Annotated in this window: 16 protein-coding genes; 9 read left to right on the top strand and 7 right to left on the bottom strand. The window is 51.7% G+C overall.

Going from position 1 to position 19,518, the window contains the following annotated elements; genetic code table 11:
• Positions 1-680: 680 nt before the first annotated feature.
• Positions 681-818: a hypothetical protein gene (locus P9H32_RS12875; RefSeq protein WP_322609308.1), complete on the bottom strand. Its 138-nt coding sequence runs from the start codon at positions 816-818 to the stop codon at positions 681-683.
• 55 nt (positions 819-873) lie between these two features.
• Between P9H32_RS12875 and P9H32_RS12870 the strand changes: the two genes are divergently transcribed.
• The 5 genes from P9H32_RS12870 (at position 874) to P9H32_RS12850 (ending at position 5,125) form a co-directional block, all read left to right on the top strand.
• Entirely contained in the window at positions 874-1,374 is a 501-nt protein-coding gene (locus P9H32_RS12870; RefSeq protein WP_322609307.1) for a hypothetical protein, read from the top strand.
• Between the two features lie 1,162 nt (positions 1,375-2,536).
• Positions 2,537-4,111 (top strand): tetratricopeptide repeat protein, encoded by a 1,575-nt coding sequence (locus P9H32_RS12865; RefSeq protein WP_322609306.1) that lies wholly within the window; start codon positions 2,537-2,539, stop codon positions 4,109-4,111.
• Entirely contained in the window at positions 4,108-4,425 is a 318-nt protein-coding gene (locus P9H32_RS12860; RefSeq protein ID WP_322609305.1) for a hypothetical protein, read from the top strand. The genes P9H32_RS12865 and P9H32_RS12860 overlap by 4 nt, the downstream gene beginning before the upstream one ends.
• 28 nt (positions 4,426-4,453) lie before the next feature.
• Positions 4,454-4,603, top strand: a complete 150-nt coding sequence (locus tag P9H32_RS12855; RefSeq protein ID WP_322609304.1) for a hypothetical protein — start codon at positions 4,454-4,456, stop codon at positions 4,601-4,603.
• Positions 4,604-4,750: 147 nt separating this feature from the next.
• Positions 4,751-5,125, top strand: coding sequence for a YbaN family protein (locus P9H32_RS12850; protein WP_322609303.1), 375 nt, complete (start codon positions 4,751-4,753; stop codon positions 5,123-5,125).
• Here P9H32_RS12850 and P9H32_RS12845 read toward each other — a convergent pair.
• The 3 genes from P9H32_RS12845 to P9H32_RS12835 are packed head-to-tail and all read right to left on the bottom strand — an operon-like array spanning position 5,122 to position 8,177.
• Positions 5,122-5,421: an MTH1187 family thiamine-binding protein gene (locus tag P9H32_RS12845; RefSeq protein ID WP_322609302.1), complete on the bottom strand. Its 300-nt coding sequence runs from the start codon at positions 5,419-5,421 to the stop codon at positions 5,122-5,124. The genes P9H32_RS12850 and P9H32_RS12845 overlap by 4 nt on opposite strands.
• Positions 5,418-7,259, bottom strand: coding sequence for a bifunctional chorismate-binding protein/class IV aminotransferase (locus P9H32_RS12840; RefSeq protein ID WP_322609301.1), 1,842 nt, complete (start codon positions 7,257-7,259; stop codon positions 5,418-5,420). Before P9H32_RS12840 ends, P9H32_RS12845 begins: the two co-directional genes overlap by 4 nt.
• 15 nt (positions 7,260-7,274) lie before the next feature.
• Positions 7,275-8,177: an EamA family transporter gene (locus P9H32_RS12835; protein WP_322609300.1), complete on the bottom strand. Its 903-nt coding sequence runs from the start codon at positions 8,175-8,177 to the stop codon at positions 7,275-7,277.
• Between the two features lie 321 nt (positions 8,178-8,498).
• Between P9H32_RS12835 and asd the strand changes: the two genes are divergently transcribed.
• The gene (gene asd, locus P9H32_RS12830; protein ID WP_322609299.1) at positions 8,499-9,608 is read left to right on the top strand and encodes an aspartate-semialdehyde dehydrogenase; all 1,110 of its coding nucleotides are present in this window, start codon (positions 8,499-8,501) and stop codon (positions 9,606-9,608) included.
• Between the two features lie 62 nt (positions 9,609-9,670).
• Here the strand turns inward: asd and P9H32_RS12825 are convergent, their stop codons facing one another.
• From P9H32_RS12825 to P9H32_RS12815, 3 genes are all read right to left on the bottom strand, one after another.
• Positions 9,671-12,655 (bottom strand): glycoside hydrolase family 88/105 protein, encoded by a 2,985-nt coding sequence (locus P9H32_RS12825; RefSeq protein ID WP_322609298.1) that lies wholly within the window; start codon positions 12,653-12,655, stop codon positions 9,671-9,673.
• Positions 12,656-12,826: 171 nt separating this feature from the next.
• A complete protein-coding gene (locus tag P9H32_RS12820; protein WP_322609297.1) occupies positions 12,827-14,170 on the bottom strand; it encodes a helix-turn-helix transcriptional regulator in 1,344 nt (447 codons plus the stop codon).
• Between the two features lie 17 nt (positions 14,171-14,187).
• Entirely contained in the window at positions 14,188-15,816 is a 1,629-nt protein-coding gene (locus tag P9H32_RS12815) for a sigma 54-interacting transcriptional regulator (RefSeq protein ID WP_322609296.1), read from the bottom strand.
• A 171-nt stretch (positions 15,817-15,987) separates the two neighbouring features.
• Between P9H32_RS12815 and P9H32_RS12810 the strand changes: the two genes are divergently transcribed.
• From P9H32_RS12810 to P9H32_RS12800, 3 genes are read left to right on the top strand one after another with little or no spacing between them, the layout of a single operon-like run.
• On the top strand, positions 15,988-17,205 hold the full coding sequence (locus P9H32_RS12810; RefSeq protein WP_322609295.1) for a M20/M25/M40 family metallo-hydrolase: 1,218 nt from the start codon (positions 15,988-15,990) through the stop codon (positions 17,203-17,205).
• A gap of 12 nt (positions 17,206-17,217) precedes the next feature.
• Positions 17,218-18,456 carry an acetate/propionate family kinase gene (locus P9H32_RS12805; protein WP_322609294.1) on the top strand — a complete coding sequence of 413 codons (1,239 nt, stop codon included), beginning with the start codon at positions 17,218-17,220 and terminating at the stop codon, positions 18,454-18,456.
• Positions 18,437-19,510, top strand: coding sequence for a hypothetical protein (locus P9H32_RS12800; RefSeq protein WP_322609293.1), 1,074 nt, complete (start codon positions 18,437-18,439; stop codon positions 19,508-19,510). Before P9H32_RS12805 ends, P9H32_RS12800 begins: the two co-directional genes overlap by 20 nt.
• Positions 19,511-19,518 lie beyond the last annotated feature (8 nt).

Below are 19,518 nucleotides of genomic sequence, written 5' to 3'. Positions count from 1 at the left end.
GTGCCCGGACAACCTGCAGAGAAACGTAGAAAACCTGAGATACTGACTTGCTCAAAACAGAGTCTTTTCCAACCAGTGGTTCGAGTTTACGGTGGCCGACGCGGAATTAATCAGGTCAATGTTTATGTTCACCGAAACTCATCCCTAACGTTGGAACAACTCACTTGGGTACATAAAAATCCAATGAATCAGATTTGCAGACAATTCACCGGACAACCTGCTTTTCACCGGACTTCCTGCTGTGCCCGGACAACCTGCAGAGAAACGTAGAAAACCTGAAATACTGACTTGCTCAAAACAGAGTCTTTTCCAACCAGTGGTTCGAGTTTACGGTGGCCAACGCGGAATTAATCTAGTCAAAATTTATGTTCACCGAAACTCACCCTTAACGTTCGGATTACAATTCGTTCAACAACTCTCGCTCCCATCCGCATTTATGCCGATACCCAAGCCCAAAGAAATTAACTAGGTCGTAAGCATCCTGCGGAAAGTCACTCTAAAACTCATCGCTACACCCAACGCCGTAGACGTTGAAATAATGGCGATCATCCTCCGCAATTCTGATCGTTTGCTCGCCAAGATAGAAATTTTTGAGAACAACCCGATCACCGGGTAGAGCCGTAATACCAAAACGTTTCAAAACCTGTTTTATCGAAAATGATTCACACCATTTTTCAAATTCAGTTTTTTTCACCGAGCACTTTTCGCCCACGTTGCTCGGCGAACATAAACAGCGATTCTTCAGCTAAAACCACATCCGAACCAGCGGTTGGAGCACTACCAGAAACTCGCCCGCGTTTGTTTGTGTTTGTTATCATGTTTGTTTCCTCGTTTCTGGAGGCTCACCCTTAACGTTGGGATCAGATAATATAAATGAACAAAGAACAAAAAATTCATGAATTCCATAATAGAGCCAAAGCTGAGGGAGACAAACTGAAGGCGTATGTTCTGTCAATCTCAGCAGCAGGATCCGGCATCTTTTTTGCGACCCTATCATTCAAAGACCTTTCAATAACCAAAACAGAACAAGCTCTCATCTTAATCGGACTGGTGTTCTTTTCGTTAACGGTAGTTTCGTGTTTGATAGAACTGCATCTGAACGCAAAGCGTTATTTCAATCATGCTAAAGCACATGAAAACCCTGAAGATGAGGAACAGGATAAAAAACACAAAGTTCTAGCAAAGTGGAGATTAAGAGTTGTCTGGACATCCTACGTTCTACTTCTAATCGGGCTACTTGCCACAGTGAGCTATCTTGTAGTTCACGTATCTGTAAGTAACCAAAAAGAAAAAAATCCCAACCAGCGGTTAGAGCCTATCGTGACAACGCCCGCTGATAAAGTTGAAGCACAATCCACTCAGGCTCACCCGTAACGTTCGAATGAGATTATAAAAATCAATATCCGTTATAATTTCGAGGGATCATAAATCTGTCATTCTACCAACATGTTTAAACACCCATGGTTTCTAAAAAATTATCGGCCCTCTGAAAAAGAGAAGATAGAGAGAGCCACAGACAAATTTTATTGGACGTGTGTTGTCCTCTCCGCAATATGTTCTGGAATTTATGGATTTTTAATAAACTATTTTGAATTGATGAGTTACGCAGTGCGTGTGTTATCGATACCTGCGGCTGTCATGGCATGGGGATTCACCATGTTGTTTGGGGCATGGATAAGTAGTACGTTATCCAGAAAAGGAAAATATATAGCGGGTTCAATTATACTTATCTTCTCGCTCATTATTACAAATACCGTATTGGCACAAATTTAATAAAAAATTCGAACCAGTGGGTGGAGCCTACGGTGGCCGACGCCAGTTGATTAAGTGAAGTTTGTGAGCACCGGCGGCTCACCCATAACGTTGGAACAACTCACTTGGGTGCATAAAAATTCAATAAATCAGATTTGCAGACTGTTCACCGGACAACCTGCTTAGCAGCGGACTTCCTGCTGTGCCCGGACAACCTGCAGAGAAACGTAGAAAACTTGAGATACTGACTTGCTCAAAACAGAGTCTTTTCCAACCAGTGGTTCGAGTTTACGGTGGCCGACGCCTGTTGATTAAGTAAAGTTTATGTTCACCGAAACTCACCCATAACGTTGGGATCAGATAAATATGAAAAACAAAATTATCATATCCAGTCTGGGAGTAGCCTATCTTCTTCTTTCTCTCAGCGTCTTGTTTGAGGGAATGGGACGAATCAGCGTGAGCGATCCAATTGAGACGTTATTTGTTTTTTCTGGCCCATGTGCTTTTTTTCTGTGGGGACCAAAAGCGTACATCTGGTATTTATTTTTTTCGGCATGTTTGTGGGTCGGAATATTCATGTCGTTCAAACCAGAAAGATGGAAGAAGATCCCATGGCTGTGTTTGACATTAGTTTCATGGATAGGTGGTTTTACATTTTCATTTGCTCTGAGTGCTTGATAAAAAATCCCAACCAGAAAGTAGAGCCTACTTGGACAACGCCCGTTGAGTCAGGCAAAGTTTGATTTCCAAGCGGCTCACTTTGAACGTTCGCCATGGAAAGAATATGAAAAAATCAATCATACTACTGTTAGCTATATCTACCCTCGTGGGGTGTTCTACAAAAAAACCTCCAGTAAGCACAACCAGCATTAGCGAGAATGCCCTACTGGTCGCCGACTACCTTTCTTCTTCAAACTACACCTCAGCCCAATCATTTTTTGATGAATATTTAAAACAGAAAACAAAAACCCTAAGTGGTGAATATGCACTTAAATGGTTATATTACCTCCTAAGCCTCAACATCGATCTTATTGATGAGCTTGATGCATGGTGCTCTAGTGAAAACGCCACACATTCCGCATATCTCACACGAGGAAAATGGTACATGGATGAAGCATGGAGAGTTCGAGGAGGCGGTTGGGGCTATTCTGTGAAAAATGAATCTTTGCCGTTGTTTTATCAAAACCTCGAGAAAGCAGAGGCCGACCTTGGAAAAGCATATGAAATGAATCCCGATGATCCTTGTTCCGCCAAATACATGATTGCCGTATGTATGGGCAAGGGAAGCTCGTTTGAAGAAAAGGAGAAATGGTTCACTAGAGCCACAGAAAAACACCCTGACTTTTTGGGAGCATACCGAAACATGGCATGGTCAATGTATCCGCGTTGGGGCGGAGATGAGCAAGCACTTCTCAGCTTTATTGATACTGTCATACAAAGCCATCCTGAACTCCCCGTCTTTACCACGCTGAAAACATCCTGGTATTTCAAGGAAAAGGAACGTGAATTAAGCAAGAAAAACTCAACGGAATTCAGGGAATTACGCGCCCTTCTTCTGGACTATTCAACACGCTCGCCCCATGACAGCCAGCCCATAAGAGAACTTGCAAACGCATATTGGGAGCAAGGTCAAAAAGAAGAGGCGATTGCCTACATGGGCAAAGCAATAGGGATAGATCCCTCTTTTGAAAACTACTCTCGTCGCGGCTATTTCTATTACTCAATGAGAAAACTACAACTTGCACGACATGATCTGAATAATGCACTGGCACAACATCCATACGATCTAGATACATTGAAAAACCTTGCCCGCGTTGAATACCGAACAAAGCCACCGAACTATAACAAAGCCATTGAGTTATTCAGCAAGGCATTGAAAATAGATCCAGATATGGATTCAACACTGGCATTGCGCGGAAGAAGCTACCAAAGGATCAAAAAATATCCAGAGGCCAAAGCAGATTTGGAAAAATCTCTGTCCCTCAACTCCAGAACTGATTGGGCCTGGTACTCACTCGGTGAGATTGAATGGTACCAATACAAAAATGCAGAGGACGCGATTTATTGCATCACAAGGTCTATAAATCTTAGTGCGGATTACAGTTGTCATTTTCTTCGTGGACAGATTTATCGTGAATCTGGAAAATATGCGGAAGCAATCAGCGATTATAAAAAGGCAATCCAGTTCAGAAGAAAGTCTAGAGGAAAAATTGAGCCGCTTATAAAACAGTGCAGACAGGAACTTGAAAAACAAATCGCGGCAAACCAGAAGCTGGATCCTACCATGAAAATGCCCGTTGAGTCAGGCAACACACAAGGCACGGCGGGTCAGCGTCAACGTTCGTCAGGAGAAAGATGAAAAAATACAACACACTAATTTTACTATGCGTAATCTCAGGTTTACTGACCCCCATCTGGAGCTTAGCCTTATCCAAATCATTTACCCAGTTTGCGGCGGCCAATGAGATAGATGTTTCAAGAGTCCTCTTGATCAAGATTTTCATTGATTCAATCCTCTTTATTTTCCCAGCGATCTGGACCGTCAAAAATCCTCCTAAGTGTCTAAATCGATGGCTAAGCTTCTTCATGATTCTAATATTCGGATTTAAAGGCGTTATTGGATATTTAGTTTTAATGGGACTGGATCATGTGAAAGCTGCCAAACAAAACTAGCCGAACCTCCATTATACGGTTGTAGACGATGAAGTGCATGATGCATTCGCTGTACACCGCATCAGGCTTTTTGCAGCGAAAAATATCCATGCCCATTGTGGTTTTTCAGTTCGATATTTCAGCGCTGAAGATAACGGTTGGCGAGATCGGCATTCGGATTAAACTGGAATACCTATAAGAGCATTGACCCGCAGTCCTAAATTCTGACTGAATAAAACAATGACTAAACCAAATCACCGAGCACATCCAGATAACCTGCAGGATTCTGTTGAAGAATCATTCCGGGAAGGGGCCTTGTCAGGCTTCATCGTGACTGACACATGTTATGAATGAAAAAGTGCGAATTCTTTATCTGGCCGCCGGATTCATTCTCGTGGCCCTGGCAACACTCGGCATTTTTCTTCCGCTGCTGCCCACCACACCGCTTCTTCTGCTGGCGGCCTGGTGCTTTGCCAACTCGTCTGAAAAGTATCACCGGTGGCTGCTTGAACACCGCATCTTTGGAAGCATTATCCGCAACTGGCAGGAAAACCGCTGTATGCCTCGAAAGGCGAAAATCATCTCGGTTTCCATGATCCTTCTATTCGGCGGATTTTCAGTTTACCGGATTGAAAACCTCTATATAAAAACGGTCGGCGCCCTGCTCTGCCTGACCGGGCTTTTTTTCGTTCTCCGAATTCCGGTCTGCAAGACGGATTAGAGCATTTTTTCCTTCACGCTGTTGACCTTGTCTTCGAGCGATTGCTCCCGATCCGTACGGGTTCCCAGTTTGATATTCGTATGAATCCGCGGAGCCCCCATACCGTGCACCTTTTCATGACAGGCCTTCACGGCGGCCATAACCTGATCCCATTCCCCCTCGATGGAAGTTCCATTGGGATGCAACGATGTTTTGAGCCCCGGCTGATTCAGAATATCCTCACACGCGGCAACATATTCTGACAGCGAAACACCGACACCGATCGGTACAATGCACAAATCCATAATCACGTTCATCTCAAACCTCCAATTACGACGTTCTGCCATTTTCTGACGGAATTGACGAGCCACACGTTATCCGCCTGCTTCAACTCATCCCGCATCACAATCCCCTCTTCAACCTCGCCCGTTTTCAGCAAATACTCCCGGAAGGTTCCGGCCAGCAGTCCGCACTCCACCGGCGGCGTAATTTTTTTCCCGTCTCTGGAAATGACCACATTCGTAAACGTCCCCTCCGTTACCTCGCCTTTTTCATTCCAGAGGATCACCTCGTCATAATCCGGAAACGCCGCTTTCGCATTTTCATAAACATCCCGATGCGTCGTTTTGTGATAGAGAAACAGATGCTGTGAATCCACCGGCGCATCCGCTACAGCGGCCCGCATCAGGCCCTTCTCTCCCCCCGGTTCAACCGCCGCAGTCTGAACATCCACCTCTCCGTCACGCGAAACCAGCAGACGGACCCGGTGGTGCACACCTGCGCAGGTGTGCTCAAGCGTTTCCAGCAATTCCTGCACAGGATGCAGTTCCAGCGGAATATCGAAGAAGGCGGCCGATTCAGCCAGTCGCTGCAGATGTTCGTTGAGAAGAAAAATTCCGCTTTCCGGCTCCCACAGCATGGTTTCCAATAACTGGAAATCCGGGCGGGACTGGGTCAGCACCCGTGCTTTCGTAAGCGTTTCCTCATATTCCGACTCCGCATCCGAATCCCAGACAATGCCGCCACCGACCCCGAACTCCAGCCGGCCGTTCTGAATCAGTGCCGTCCGGATCGCCACATTAAACCCCGCCTCGCCCTGCGGTGTAATAAATCCGATCGATCCTGTATAAATCCTGCGCGGTGAAGTTTCCAGCGATTGGATAATTTCCATCGTCTTCGCCTTCGGCGCACCGGTAATCGAAGCACACGGGAACAGGGATTTCAGAATCTTCACCACAGAGGGCACGGAGGAACACAGAGGACTGATCTCCGTGCTCTCTATGTCCTCTGGCAAAGCGGGTGGTGAAGGATTTTTTTTCAGAAGTGTTCCAGTCACAGTGGAAGTCATCTGCCAAACGGTCGGGTATTTTTCGACATCAAACGTGCTAACCGTTTCAACACTGCCCGGCGTGGCAACCCGGCCGATATCATTGCGGATCATGTCGACAATCATAATATTTTCGGCACGGTCTTTTTCCGACCGCCGCAACGCTTCGGCCTGTTTACAATCCATGGAAAACGTCAACCCGCGCCTGGCCGTTCCCTTCATGGGACGGGAAATAATCTCCCCTTCTCCAAAACTGAAAAAGAGCTCCGGCGACGCCGAGCAGACTGCAAAATCATCCGTTTCAATAAATGCCGCGTACTCCGTCTTCTGTCCTTTGACCAGTTCATTAAAAAAGGCCCAGGCATCTCCCAGAAAATCAGCATTCAGACGGTAGGTGTAATTGACCTGATAAGTTGCCCCTTCAGCTATCCGTTCTTTGATTTCACCGATCGCCGCTTTGAATTCTTCCTTGGAGACGGATGGTTTCAGCTCGCCGATGGAATATCTGGAAGGCGAGGCTCTGTCCAAGCCACAGCCAGAATCGGCTCGGGCAGAGCCCCGCCCTCCACAAAGTTCGATTTCATCCAAAACTTCGGGGGCATTAAACAATCCCAGCATCAGCAATGGAAATCCATTCGCCGGGTGCGTTTTCAGCGCAGCATCAAACGCGGGCGCAGCTTCGTAGGAAATAAACCCCGCCGCATACAGCCCCGACCGTTCCGCCTCGGCAATCGCAGGCATCACCTCATCGATACATTCCGCGATCAACACTTTTTCCGGACATTGGAAATGCAGCCAGCGCCCGTTATGTTTCAAAACAACTTTCATCAGCGCCCTGTTCTACTAACCCGCAAGAATAATTAAAAGCACGCCGACCATGATTCCGGCCAGCACCCAGGACTTTTTCCGCTTATTGACTTCTTTGAAAATAAGAGCCCCGACAAAAAAGCCCACCAGCACACTGCAGCGCCGGAGCACCGAGAGAATCACAATGAGCGCCTCAGGATTTTCCACGGCCATGAAATAGACCCAGTCGGAAAGCACCAGCAGTATTCCAATCATTGGAACGGTCCAGCGCCACCGGAACGGCGTTGTCGATTTCCGCTTCGGAAACCAGAACACCGCATTCACGATGGTAAAAAAGATAAAATTGTAGAGTGAATACCAGACCAGCACCTGCATCGGTTCAAAATCCATTCGCTGAATCAGCCATTTATCCATCAGCGTACTGCACGTTCCGATCAGCGTCGCCGCGAAAATGAGACCCACCCAGAGACTGCGGTGAAAATGAATCCCCTCTGCGCGGCCGAGAACAGAAAATCCGAAATAACCTGCAAAAATAAGAATCATCCCCACCCACTGCATCGGTGACGGCATTTCGCCAAACAGCACCACCGCTCCGAGCAATGTCCACAGCGGCCCCGAAGCGCGGATCGGTGAAACCATCGAAATCGGCAGATGCTTCATCGCAAAAAATGCACAGATCCAGGACGAACCGACGATCATCGATTTCAGCACCAGCAGTCCGTGCCCGCCCGGCGTCAGCGGCGCAGCATAAAGCCCGGTACGTTGAGCCGCCTCCGGAAGCCACAGAGAAATCAGAATGATCGGAACCACCATGCAGGCCCCTGCAAGATTCGAAAAAAACAGCGTCGGCAGGACCGCATTATCCGTGAGCGCATGCTTTTTACTCAGATCGTAAAATCCGAGCAGCAACATTGAACAGAGTCCCAGCCAAATCCACATTTTATCAATATCCCCGCCACGTTGCGTGTTAAACAGCCGGGAACACTAACGACTCGCGAAGGGAATACAAATCAAAATGCCGCCCGGCGCGTAAGCAGGCGGGTCCCGACCCCGAGCACGCCGAAGGCAGCTCCGCGATCATGGATCGCGGCTACAGGGCCGGCACGATGCATCCGATGGCCGGGCCACCCCCACAGCGAAATATCATGGACCAAAACAACGATCCTCCCGCACCGCGAATCCCCGCCCAATAGCGACTTGCGTTCCCGGAGCAAATCAAATAGCGTGCCCACCTTTGTGAACGAAAACGGAGAAAACCCTATGAAAACTGGACTAATTGGATGGCGCGGCATGGTCGGCTCGGTGCTGATGGAACGCATGCGTGCGGAAAATGATTTTGAGCATATCGATCCGGTCTTCTTCACCACATCCCAGGCCGGACAGGCCGCCCCGAATGTTGGGAAAGGCGAATCCACACTCGTCGACGCCTATGACTTTGATGCCCTGATGGAAATGGATGCCATCATCACCTGCCAGGGCGGCGGCTACACCGAAAAGGTACACCCCGAACTGCGTTCCAAAGGTTGGAACGGCTATTGGATCGATGCCGCTTCCACCCTGCGCATGGCCGATCAGGCCACCATCGTGCTTGATCCGGTCAACCGCCCGGTCATCGACCAGGCCCTGGCCGACGGGAAAAAAGATTTTATCGGCGGTAACTGCACCGTTTCGCTGATGCTTATGGGTATCGGCGGCCTCTTCAAAGCCGGACTCGTTGAATGGGTTTCCTCCATGACCTATCAGGCCGCCTCCGGTGCCGGCGCCCAGAACATGCGCGAACTGCTGGCCCAGAAAGGTCATTTGTTTGAAGCCGCGGTGGAAGAACTCAAAAATCCGGCATCCGCCATTCTGGACATCGACCGCAAGGTCAGCGAAGCCCTGCGCAGCGAAGCGATGCCGACGGAACAGTTTGGCGCTCCGCTCGCCGGCTCATTGATTCCGTGGATCGATAAAGCGGTGGATGACGGTCAAACCAAGGAAGAGTGGAAAGGCTATGTGGAAACCAACAAGATTCTGCAGAACGACCCGCTGGTTCCGATCGACGGCACCTGCGTCCGTATTGGCGCGATGCGCTCGCACAGCCAGGCGCTGACCGTCAAACTCAACCAGGATGTTTCCGTTGAGCAGATTGAAGATATTCTGCGCGGTGACAACGACTGGATTGACGTGGTTCCGAACAATAAGGAAGAAACGCTCGCGCGTCTGACTCCCGCCGCCATCAGCGGAACGCTGACCGTACCGGTCGGCCGTATTCGTAAAATGAAAATGGGCCCGGAATACGTGAACATCTTCACCGTCGGCGACCAGCTCCTCTGGGGAGCTGCCGAACCGCTGCGCCGGATGCTCTGCATCCTGCAGGAAAACCACTGACCGATCCCGTTTCCAATCCTTGGAACTTAAAGCCCGGAATCAACATTCCGGGCTTTTTGTGTTTAGGGGGTTGCTCCGGGCGTTGCGGAAATCCGGTATATAATGCGGCTCCCCGGAGTTTCCGCTGAAAATTCCTCAACCACGCCATTTCGATGATTCAGCTCCACACCGGAGCGCTTCAGCTGAAGACCGGCGGGTTGAAGCACGGAAAAAACCACGCCTTTACCATTCAACGTCAACCTGAGCTGATGCTCTTTAAGCTCAACCAGCGTGCGTTCTCTTCCATCGAAGACCAGTGCAGGAAAGGAAACCCGGATTTTATCGGAGTCTTTCACCACATCCTCCACCGTCACCCCGCGGCTATCGACCGTAATCGTCTGGGTTACATCCGGATAGACCACCTTAAAACGGACCGTATCAACGGATTCCTCCAGAATTTCGATCCACGGATTCTTTCCATTATAGTCTGCCAGTTTCTCCCATGTTCCATCTGCCTTTTTCCATGACGGCCCCACGGCCAGATTCACGCCCTTACCGCTGAACTGCGAAGCGGCTCCGTCAGAAGGACCCAGCTGCGGGTGCCCGTTTTTCAGGTGAATACGCAGCAGTCCGGTCGGATTGTATTGGTGATCGCCGTTGATATCATATTCCACATAATTTCCGGCAGCATTGGCAAAAATTTTCCGGAAATGCCTCAGCACCGGAACAACATAACCGCCCGTATCGGCCGGAGCCGGAAGTTCTTCAATTGAATCATCCGCAAACTGCCACGCCTGCGCCAGCATCGAACAGGTCAGCAGGTTGTAACACGAATGCTTGGAATAACGTTCATAGCCATGCTTCGCTTCGATCGGATAACGGTTTTTCACCACATAACCCGTGCCGTCGGGCCGCATCCAGCTTTTAACGGATGCGAGCGAAAGATTTGCGGCCCGCTTGAATGCCCCCGCCTCGGCTTTCTTTCCGGCTTTGGCATAAGCCGCGGCATATATTTCAAAAACAACCGCCTGCTCGGCCTCGTTCCAGATATGGTGCGAACTGCGAAACCCGGTCGGCAGCTCACCAAACGGTGACTGCATCAGCAGCGAAGTCCACGCACCGCGCCACAGAATATCCCGATAGGTTGAATAAACATATGAATCGTAGCCTTTTTCCAGCATGCCATTCAGGTAATGCCGCGCAAAAAGGTCATAGGCCAGCGGATTCCCTCCCTCGTTATACATACCGTATTTTGAAAAGTTTTTCAGCTGCATGGTCAGACAGTAATCCACATACCACGGATCACCGAAACCATGACGCGTTCGCGCCCATTCTCCGGCAGTATGAACCAGATTCCAGTTGATCGCAAAATGGCCATTGTAGATTTTATAAAATCCGCGATGGTCCAGCGGATCCACCGGCTTCCGGTAGAAATGATATTTTGTGTGGTCGATTTCACCCAGCTTCCGCCGCCATTCCGCTTTCCGTTCTTCGGAAGCTACTCCGTCGAGAAGCTCCACGGCGAGTACCATCGGCCACGTATAAAAATCGCTGTGCCCCATCCCCGAGTCAGCCGCCATATCACCCAGCGCAACATCCAGCGCCTTCATCCCGCTTTCAATAATCTCATCACGGACCGGATAACCGGAAGCAGCCAGAGCAGCAACACTGTGAGCATAACACGGAGTGGAATAATACCGCTCCATATGATCTACCGGATCAATAATCCGTCCTTCCTTATTCTGAAAAGTATGCATCACCTTCACCTGCCCGGCGATCACCTCAAGATAGTCCTCGCGTTTATACCCAAGCGGCTTTATTTCCTTCCGTGACTGGTGAGCAAGAAAAGCATTCATCTGCTTTGCCGCCGGATGGTTTGCGGGGATAAACGCATCCGTAAAGGCGGCAGGAGGCAGCAGCCGGCTCTGCTCCGGAAGACCGGCGTTTACCACTTCGGGCGTAATGACCCCCTCTTTCACCAATTGGTATACCTGAGCACCGGCATAGAGAAACAGGCCGACCCCGTATTCCTGTGTCGATTTCGGGTGCGACGGTCGCGGTGCGGCATCCACCGGCTGAATCCATCCCATAAAACCATCCGGATGTATCGCACTGTTCAGCGCATCCCATCCGCGAATCACCACCGGAAGATAGGTTGCCGCATCCAGAATTCCTTCCCGAACTCCCCAGGCGAAACCGGCCGTAAAAAAGGCTGTACTGCTGCTTTCCGGCATCCGGTAATGCCAGTCATCGGCAAGGTTCGCACGCCAGAATCCGTCATCGCCCTGCCGTCCGGCCAGCGAAGCCGCCATCTTTTTGTACAGCTCAACATAGCGCCCGTAATACGGATCCTCTTTCGGAAGATACTTCAACAGCCGCGCCATCCCCGCAAATACCCAGCCGTTTCCGCGCGCCCAGAGCACCTTTTCGCCGTAAGCCGATTTCTTTCCGATATAATGCGGGTCCCGGTAATAAAGATCATCCTCCGAATCATAAATTTTGTCGGTAATATTCCAGAATGCATCATGCAACAGATCCAGATAGTGCCGGTTTCCCGTTGCCTGAAAAAGCATGGCAAATGCAGGTGCTGCGTACAGTGAATCGGCATAAACCCAGCCGGCATCTGTCTGGTGCGGCTCGTGGCCATACCAGATTCTTCCGATTTCAGGCTTAAACAGCTTCTCCTTCTGCAGCCCCGCTTCAATATGCTCGATCTTTTTCGGATCAGGCTGCAGCAGATAGAGTTCCAGCCAGGTCATTGTGCAGAACATGCGGTTGAACCCGGAATGTTCATGACCCAGACTATAGTGGTGTTTCTCTGCCCAGGTCTCTGCCTGCTGCAAATAGGCAGGATCACCCGTCGCATGGTAGGCCTCCATCACGCCGGTATAGAGGGTCGCCCGAATCCAGTCGCGGTCATATTCCCGCCAGGGATGCTCCACAGCATACGCATTCACCCGCTTCATCGTCGAACGAATGACTTCGGGTTCAAAATACGATGCATGCTCCCGCCCCCCTGCCGAAAAAGCCAGTGCGGTAAGAAAGGTGAAAATCAGTGTTCGAATCATAACTCCATCTCCTGTCTGTTTATCGGAGAACTCCGCTCTCCGCAGCACACGCCCGGTGATGTGCCGCAGAACCAGCAATAGATGGATTCAGGATTTCATGCCTCCGGAATGATGACCATAAAATCTCTCAAATAGTGATATTCGGTTTATTTCCAAGGAAAACGGGAAAAATCAGGATCCGAATTCCTGCAGTTTTTTGAACTCAAGCGGCGAGAGCCCTTCTGTTTTTTTAAACACCGTGCTGAAATAATTCGAATTATTATAGCCGACTTCGAATGCCGTATCCGTAACAGACCGATCGCGCAGCAGCTCTTTGGCCCGTTCCATGCGAAGTGTCGTGATATACTGATTTACGGTCTGCTCTGAGGCCTTTTTAAACTCCCGCATCAAGTGAGCCCGGCTGACTCCCAGCTGCTCCGCCACCATCGACACGCTGACCCCCTCGCTGAAATGATCCCCGATATAGGCCTTCGCACGATTCACCAGCATATTGGTCCGCTGCTCCGGAATATCCGCAATCATTGCAGAAAGCTCGGCCGCTTCTGTCTCTGCAATCGCCCGGATGTTTTCCGGATTTCCGCTTTCTTCAATGGCACGCTCCTGCTCCCGGTGACGCTCAATCAGCCCTTCGGGATCTCCTCCGGCTGTAATCGTCACATCCGTGAGCATGCTCAGGATTTCGCGGACCCGGATTTTATACCGATCCAGATTGCCCTCGGAAAGCGCTTCAAGCGTGCGGAGCAGTTCACCGATACGCGGCACATCGGCTTTTTTTCCGGATAGCACAAGATACTGCAGCTCTTCTTTAAGCAGTGCGGCACGGCCTTTCATATCGCGAATATCCTGAAAAACCGACCACGCCCAGCAGCAGGCCGGAATCACCGACCCCGTATAATAAAATGCAACGCGGTGATCCCCGGAAACCCCCACCATCATAAAAATACCGAAAATCAATGCCCCGGAAAGAAATCCCGACAAGGTCCGGTTCCGGCCGCCCGACAATTCCCGAACCATTAAAAATCCTGACGGCAGCACCAGAGTGATCAATGCCCCGTAGAGCAGTATTCCCCGTCCGGTGCGAATAGTCGCCGGCACAGGAGATGCGGAAAGCATCTCCTCAGTAAAAATAAATCCGCTCATTGCCGCATCCATATAAACCACATAAACGACCGCAACCAACGCCCCCGCTGCATACGCAGGAACCACCCATTTCCAGTGGCCGATAAATCCCGACTGCCGGGCCGCAGCCACCTGCAGCGACGGAACCCCCACCGAAAACAGCAACGCCATCCGGAACAGCAGAATTTTCTGGCCGGTAACGGCATCGGAAAACTCCTGAACAGCCCGGCCGGCCAGAAAGATTGTGAACGTCAGAAGAAAACAGACAAGCAGTTTATAATCCGCTGAAATCCGTTTCCGAACAATCAGGACATAGATTAAAACCCCCATAAAAATCTGCGCCGCCAGTAGCGGAGCCAGCAGATTTTCTATATATTCTTTCGGAATATCCGGCATAGGGCCCTCCTCTCATCTCAGGGCTTCTTCTCAATATCTTTCAGCTTACGCCACAGTGTGGCAGGACTGATTCCCAACGTTCTCGCAGTTCGGGATTTATTGCCGCCGGTCCAGTCCAGCACCCGCAGAATATGTTCCTGTTCCACTTCCGCCAGTGTACGCTGCGGAGAAAATGCATCAGGACCGGCATCGGCTGCCGGATGCAGAATATACGGTGGAAGATGCTCCGGCAGAATCATCTCTTTACTGCACAGCACCACGGCCCGCTCCATCGCATTTTCCAGTTCGCGGACATTGCCCGGCCAACGGTACGCCTGCAGATAATTCAGACATTTGGCATCCAGATGCAGATCCGGCTTATTGAACCGGGTTGATATCCGGCTCACAAAATAGCGGGCCAGCGGCAGAATATCCTCCGACCGTTCCCGCAGCGGAGGAATTTCAATTTCAATGACACGCAACCGGTAATACAGATCTTCCCGGAAGGAACCCGCCTGAACCGATTCCGCCAGATTATTGTTGGTGGCCGCCAGAATGCGGACATTCACTTTTCGGGGACGATTTTCACCCACCCGGATAATTTCGCGCTCCTGCAGCACCCGCAGCAGTTTCATCTGAAGGGCCAGCGGAATATCCCCAATTTCATCAAGAAAAACCGTGCCGCCGTCCGCCTCCTCAAACAAACCGATCCGATCGTGCTGCGCACCGGTAAACGAGCCCGCCTTATGTCCAAACAGCTCACTGTCGAGCAGCGTCTCCGGCAGTGCCGCGCAGTTTACCGCAACAAATGCATTTTCCGAACGGTCTGAGCTACGGTGAATATACCGCGCCAGCACTTCTTTCCCAACCCCGCTCTCGCCCGTAATCACAACCGAAGAATCATAGCGCGCCACCCGCGCAGCCAGATCCACCACCTGCCCGAACGCGGTACTGTGCACCTCGAAAAAAGTGGGATTGGTTTTATTTTCGAGCTGACTCATCCGCCGCCGCTGACGGGCCAGCCTGAGTTCGCTCTGTTTTAATTCCTCGGAAAGCTTACGAACCTCCCGGCCGATTTCCACCTCCTGAAAATAACCCCTGTGCAACTCGAGTTTCTGACCCCACGAATCCACATCGCGGCCGGTCGCTCTGCACAGTTTTCTTCCGGTCGCCAGACATTGATCCTCAATGAACACCACCTCTCTCCCGAGACAGAACGAGGCATATCCGCTGGCATATCCCGTCTGAATCCAGCAGACCGGAGCATCCGCTTCCCCAAATGCGGCCGAATATTCCGCCGCCTCAAAAGAGGCTCTCCACGAAACCTCCATATGGAACCGCCCCTGCTCCTCATCGAGATCAAATTTATCGACCGTCACCTTCGCGAGCCCCTGCAACGACTGCATGGCCGGCCCGGCCCGCAGCCATTCCTCGAGATTATCCCACTCGAAAATCCGTTTCATCGCAGCGGCATCGGCCTGCCCCTGAATATACCCGAAACGCGTCATAATTTTGCGGGCGGGCACAGGCCCGACCCCTTCGAGCAGATCTTTGCGCAAATGCGCAAAAGCCCGTATATCATGAAGAATAAGCCGTCTTCCCTGCAGGCTGATCAGCCCGTCGGAAAAGCGGATCAACTCATCCAGCTGTAGTTCTTCTGCTTTCATAAAAGTATATTTATATGAAACATACTATTTCACAATGAAATAGTATTTCATATTTAACTTTTCCTTGTATTCCCCCAACCGTCTGCCCCATCGGTCAATACAGAAACCAGCCTCCCGATGGCTCACTATCTGCATAAGGGGACCCATAACACAACAGACAGGAGATAAATCATGTACTCAATACTCAGAGGCAAAAATACCGGGCTCCATGCGCGGGAAATCAACTTTGCACAGCGGCTGATTCAGATTCCCAGCACCAGCGGACACGAAGCGGAGGTGGCCGCCTGCACCGAACGCGAAATGCAGAATATCGGCTACGATCAGGTCTACCGCGACGACTTCGGGAACGTGATCGGAACCATGCTCGGACACGAAGGCAAACCGACCATATTGCTCAACAGCCATATGGACACCGTCAATCCGGAAGATAACGAACTGTGGAAAACATCGCCCTTTGAAGGAAAACTTGCTGACGGCAAACTGTATGGAACGGGCGCGGCTGACTGCAAAGCAGGACTGGCCGCCCAGGTTTATACCGGCGCTCTGCTGAAACGCAGCCTGCTCCCTCTGCGGGGTAATCTGGTTGTGGCGGCCACAGTCGCCGAAGAAAACGGTGCAAGCGTCGGCATCCGGGGTCTGCTGGAACAGACCCTTCCGGAACTCGGCCTGATGCCCGACTATGCCATTCTCGGCGAACCCACCAGCCTCGGACTCTATTACGGCCACGACGGATGGATTGAGGTGGATATCCTGATCGACAGCTCCGCCACGGAAACCCTGCACGACGCCACCCGGAAAATCACTGCAGAATATGACGAACCGGAGCAGCAGCCTTCGTGGACCGAAATCCGCGAAATCGGCCCGATTCAGCCGGATGAAAGCGGTCGCTCCCGCAGAACCCTGCACATGGCCCAGCGAATGGTTGAAGGCATGCCGGCCGAAGCGGTGCTGGACGAAATCAACCAGCATGTTCAACTCGCCGTCAAACCCCTGCCCGACATTAATGCCGCCGTCGCCGTGCACGAAGAGACCCAGCGTATGCACAGCGGACACATGGTCACCGTACGGCGCATTTCCAACGCCTGGACCACGGATCCGTTCTGCCGGCTGATCGAGCGTTCACGGCAGGCATTGGCCGCAGCCGACTGCGAAGTACGAACCGGCCGATGGAAACTCGGAAAACTCGGAATGGGTACAGCTGGCGCGGTACTGGTGAACGACTTCAACATTCCCACCATCGGCTACGGCCCCGGGAACGAAGATCATGCGCACGCCGCAAACGAACAGGTGGCCTGCTCCGATATCCAGCAATCTGTCTACGGCACGGCATCCATTGTGCACGCACTGATCGGCGTACCGGTCTGCGGCTGGACCGCAGATGAAATATAACGGAGTGGATGCATGAACATTCTTGTTTTCAACTGCGGCAGCTCATCGCTGAAATACCGGCTCATTGCCTTCCCCGCCGAAACCGAAATTGCGGCGGGTGAAGCCCAGCGGGTCGGACCGGCAACGGCTGAATCATCACGCATCTATCATCGCGTCGGCGGAGGTGAGCAGAAAGTACACTATGCTGATATGCCCAACCACGGCGCGGCATTCAAGGAGGTGATGCACCTGCTGGAAGAGGCCGGACTCAAACCCGATGCACTCGGACACCGGACCGTCCACGGCGGCACCCGGTTCACCCAGCCGACCCGCATGAACCCGGAAGCCGTTCAGCGGCTGGAAGCCCTCAACAACCTCGCGCCACTGCATAATCCGCCGACCCTGAATTTAATGCACAGCTGCAGCATGCAGTATCCCGACCTTCCGCAGGTTGCGGTCTTTGATACTGCATTTCATGCAACCATCCCGGAGGAAGCCTACACCTATGCCATTCCTGAAAAACTCCGCGAGCGGCATGGCCTTCGCAAATACGGTTTTCATGGCACCAGCCACCGGTTTGTGGTGGAGGAAGCGGCCCGCATACTGAATAAACCACTGAACACCCTGAATGTTGTCAGCTGCCATCTCGGCAGCGGCGGAGCCAGTCTCTGCGCCGTGAAAAACGGTCGTAGCGTGGACAACACCATGGGCTTTTCACCCCTGCAGGGACTCATCATGAGCACCCGCTGCGGCGATATCGATCCGGCACTTACGCTCAGCCTCCTGATCTCTGAAAAGGGCGGAGAATCGGCCGTCGAAAAGGTGCTGAATACGCGGAGCGGCGTTTTGGGACTCAGCGGAACCTCCGGAGATATCCGCGACATTCTCACGACCGACGACCCCGATGAATCCGTGCGGGACACCGCCGCAGCTTATATCTGGCGCATCCGCAAATATCTGGGAGCCTATCTAACGGTAATCGGTCAGCCCGACGCGGTGATATTCACCGATACCGTGGGCGAACAGGTGCCCGATGTCCGCGAAAAAGTCTGCCGGGATCTCACCTGCTTCGGCCTTCAGCTCGACACCGGAAAAAACCGGACGGCAACCACCCTGCCCTGCGATATCGCCGCCCCCGAAAGCCGGATGCACATCCTGGTCATCCAGACCAACGAAGAACTGGCCATTGCGCGGGAAACCTACCAATTGCTGCAGCAACCCATTAATACCTCTCCAGAAAAGGAGTCTGAAGATGAAAAGCTTACTGCTTAAACTCGAAATCAACGCACTCGCTTACGGCTTTTTCCCGCCCGGGAAAAAGACTGCAGCCCTGCAGGGTGCCATTCCCGGAATCCGCAGCGAAATCAGCCTTTCCACCGCATTCCAACAACTCCTTTCCCGGATTGAAGCAGCTGGATATTCCCTCTCGGAAATCACCATCGGACTTCATGTGGCGGCAGGCGGTCAGGGCTTTGACACGCATACCGAAGCAACGCCCGACGTCATTGAAAAACTGCGTACCCGAATCCCCTCAGCCCCGATGCATCTTCCGGCGGTTCTGGAACTCATTAAATGTGCGGATCGCCACCTGCCGTCCTGCCCGGTAATGCTGTTTTTCGATACCGCATTCTTTAAAAAACTCCCGGCCCGCGAATATCTTTATGCCATCGATGCAGATGCACTCGAAGGCACCGGCATTCGCCGTTACGGCTACCACGGATTATTTCATGAAGCCGCAACCCAGGCCGCCGAAGCGTCCGCAGATCCCGGACAGCCCAAGCCTGAAAAAATCATTTCGATCTGCCTGGAACCGCGGCCGGAAATGGCCGCGGTGCTTAACGGAAAACCGGTTATGGTCAGCGGCGGAGCAACCCCGCTCGAAGGCCTGCCCGGGCAGACCTCCTGCGGAGATATTGATTCCGGAGTAGTGCTGACACTCGCCCGCAAAGAACAGGCCGGCCCGGAACAGCTCAATCAAATGCTGTCCCGGCAAAGCGGAATGCTCGCTCTTGCGGGTCGCCCGGTAACCATTGAAGAAGTACTGATTTCAGAAGAGAAGGAACTGGCCCTGGCCAGAAAGGTGCTGGAATACCGCATTCTCCTGCGCACCGGCATGGCGCTGGCTGCGATGGACGGATTTGACCGCATTGTATTTTCCGGACGCTATGCAAAGGCCGGACAGACACTCGGTCCGCGTCTTCTGAAACAGCTCCCAAACCCCGGAAAAAGCCCTGAAATCGACTGGCTGTGTTTTGAAACCCCGCTGATGCAGATTATGGCCGAACAGATCCCGCTGTTGCGTCAGCCTGCTGAAACCACGGACTGAACCGGAAA

The organism is Pontiella agarivorans (assembly GCF_034531395.1).
In the GTDB taxonomy this organism is placed as follows: domain Bacteria; phylum Verrucomicrobiota; class Kiritimatiellia; order Kiritimatiellales; family Pontiellaceae; genus Pontiella; species Pontiella agarivorans.
The sequence above is the reverse complement of the archived record's forward strand: the minus strand, read 5'-3'. Positions and strand labels throughout refer to the sequence as shown.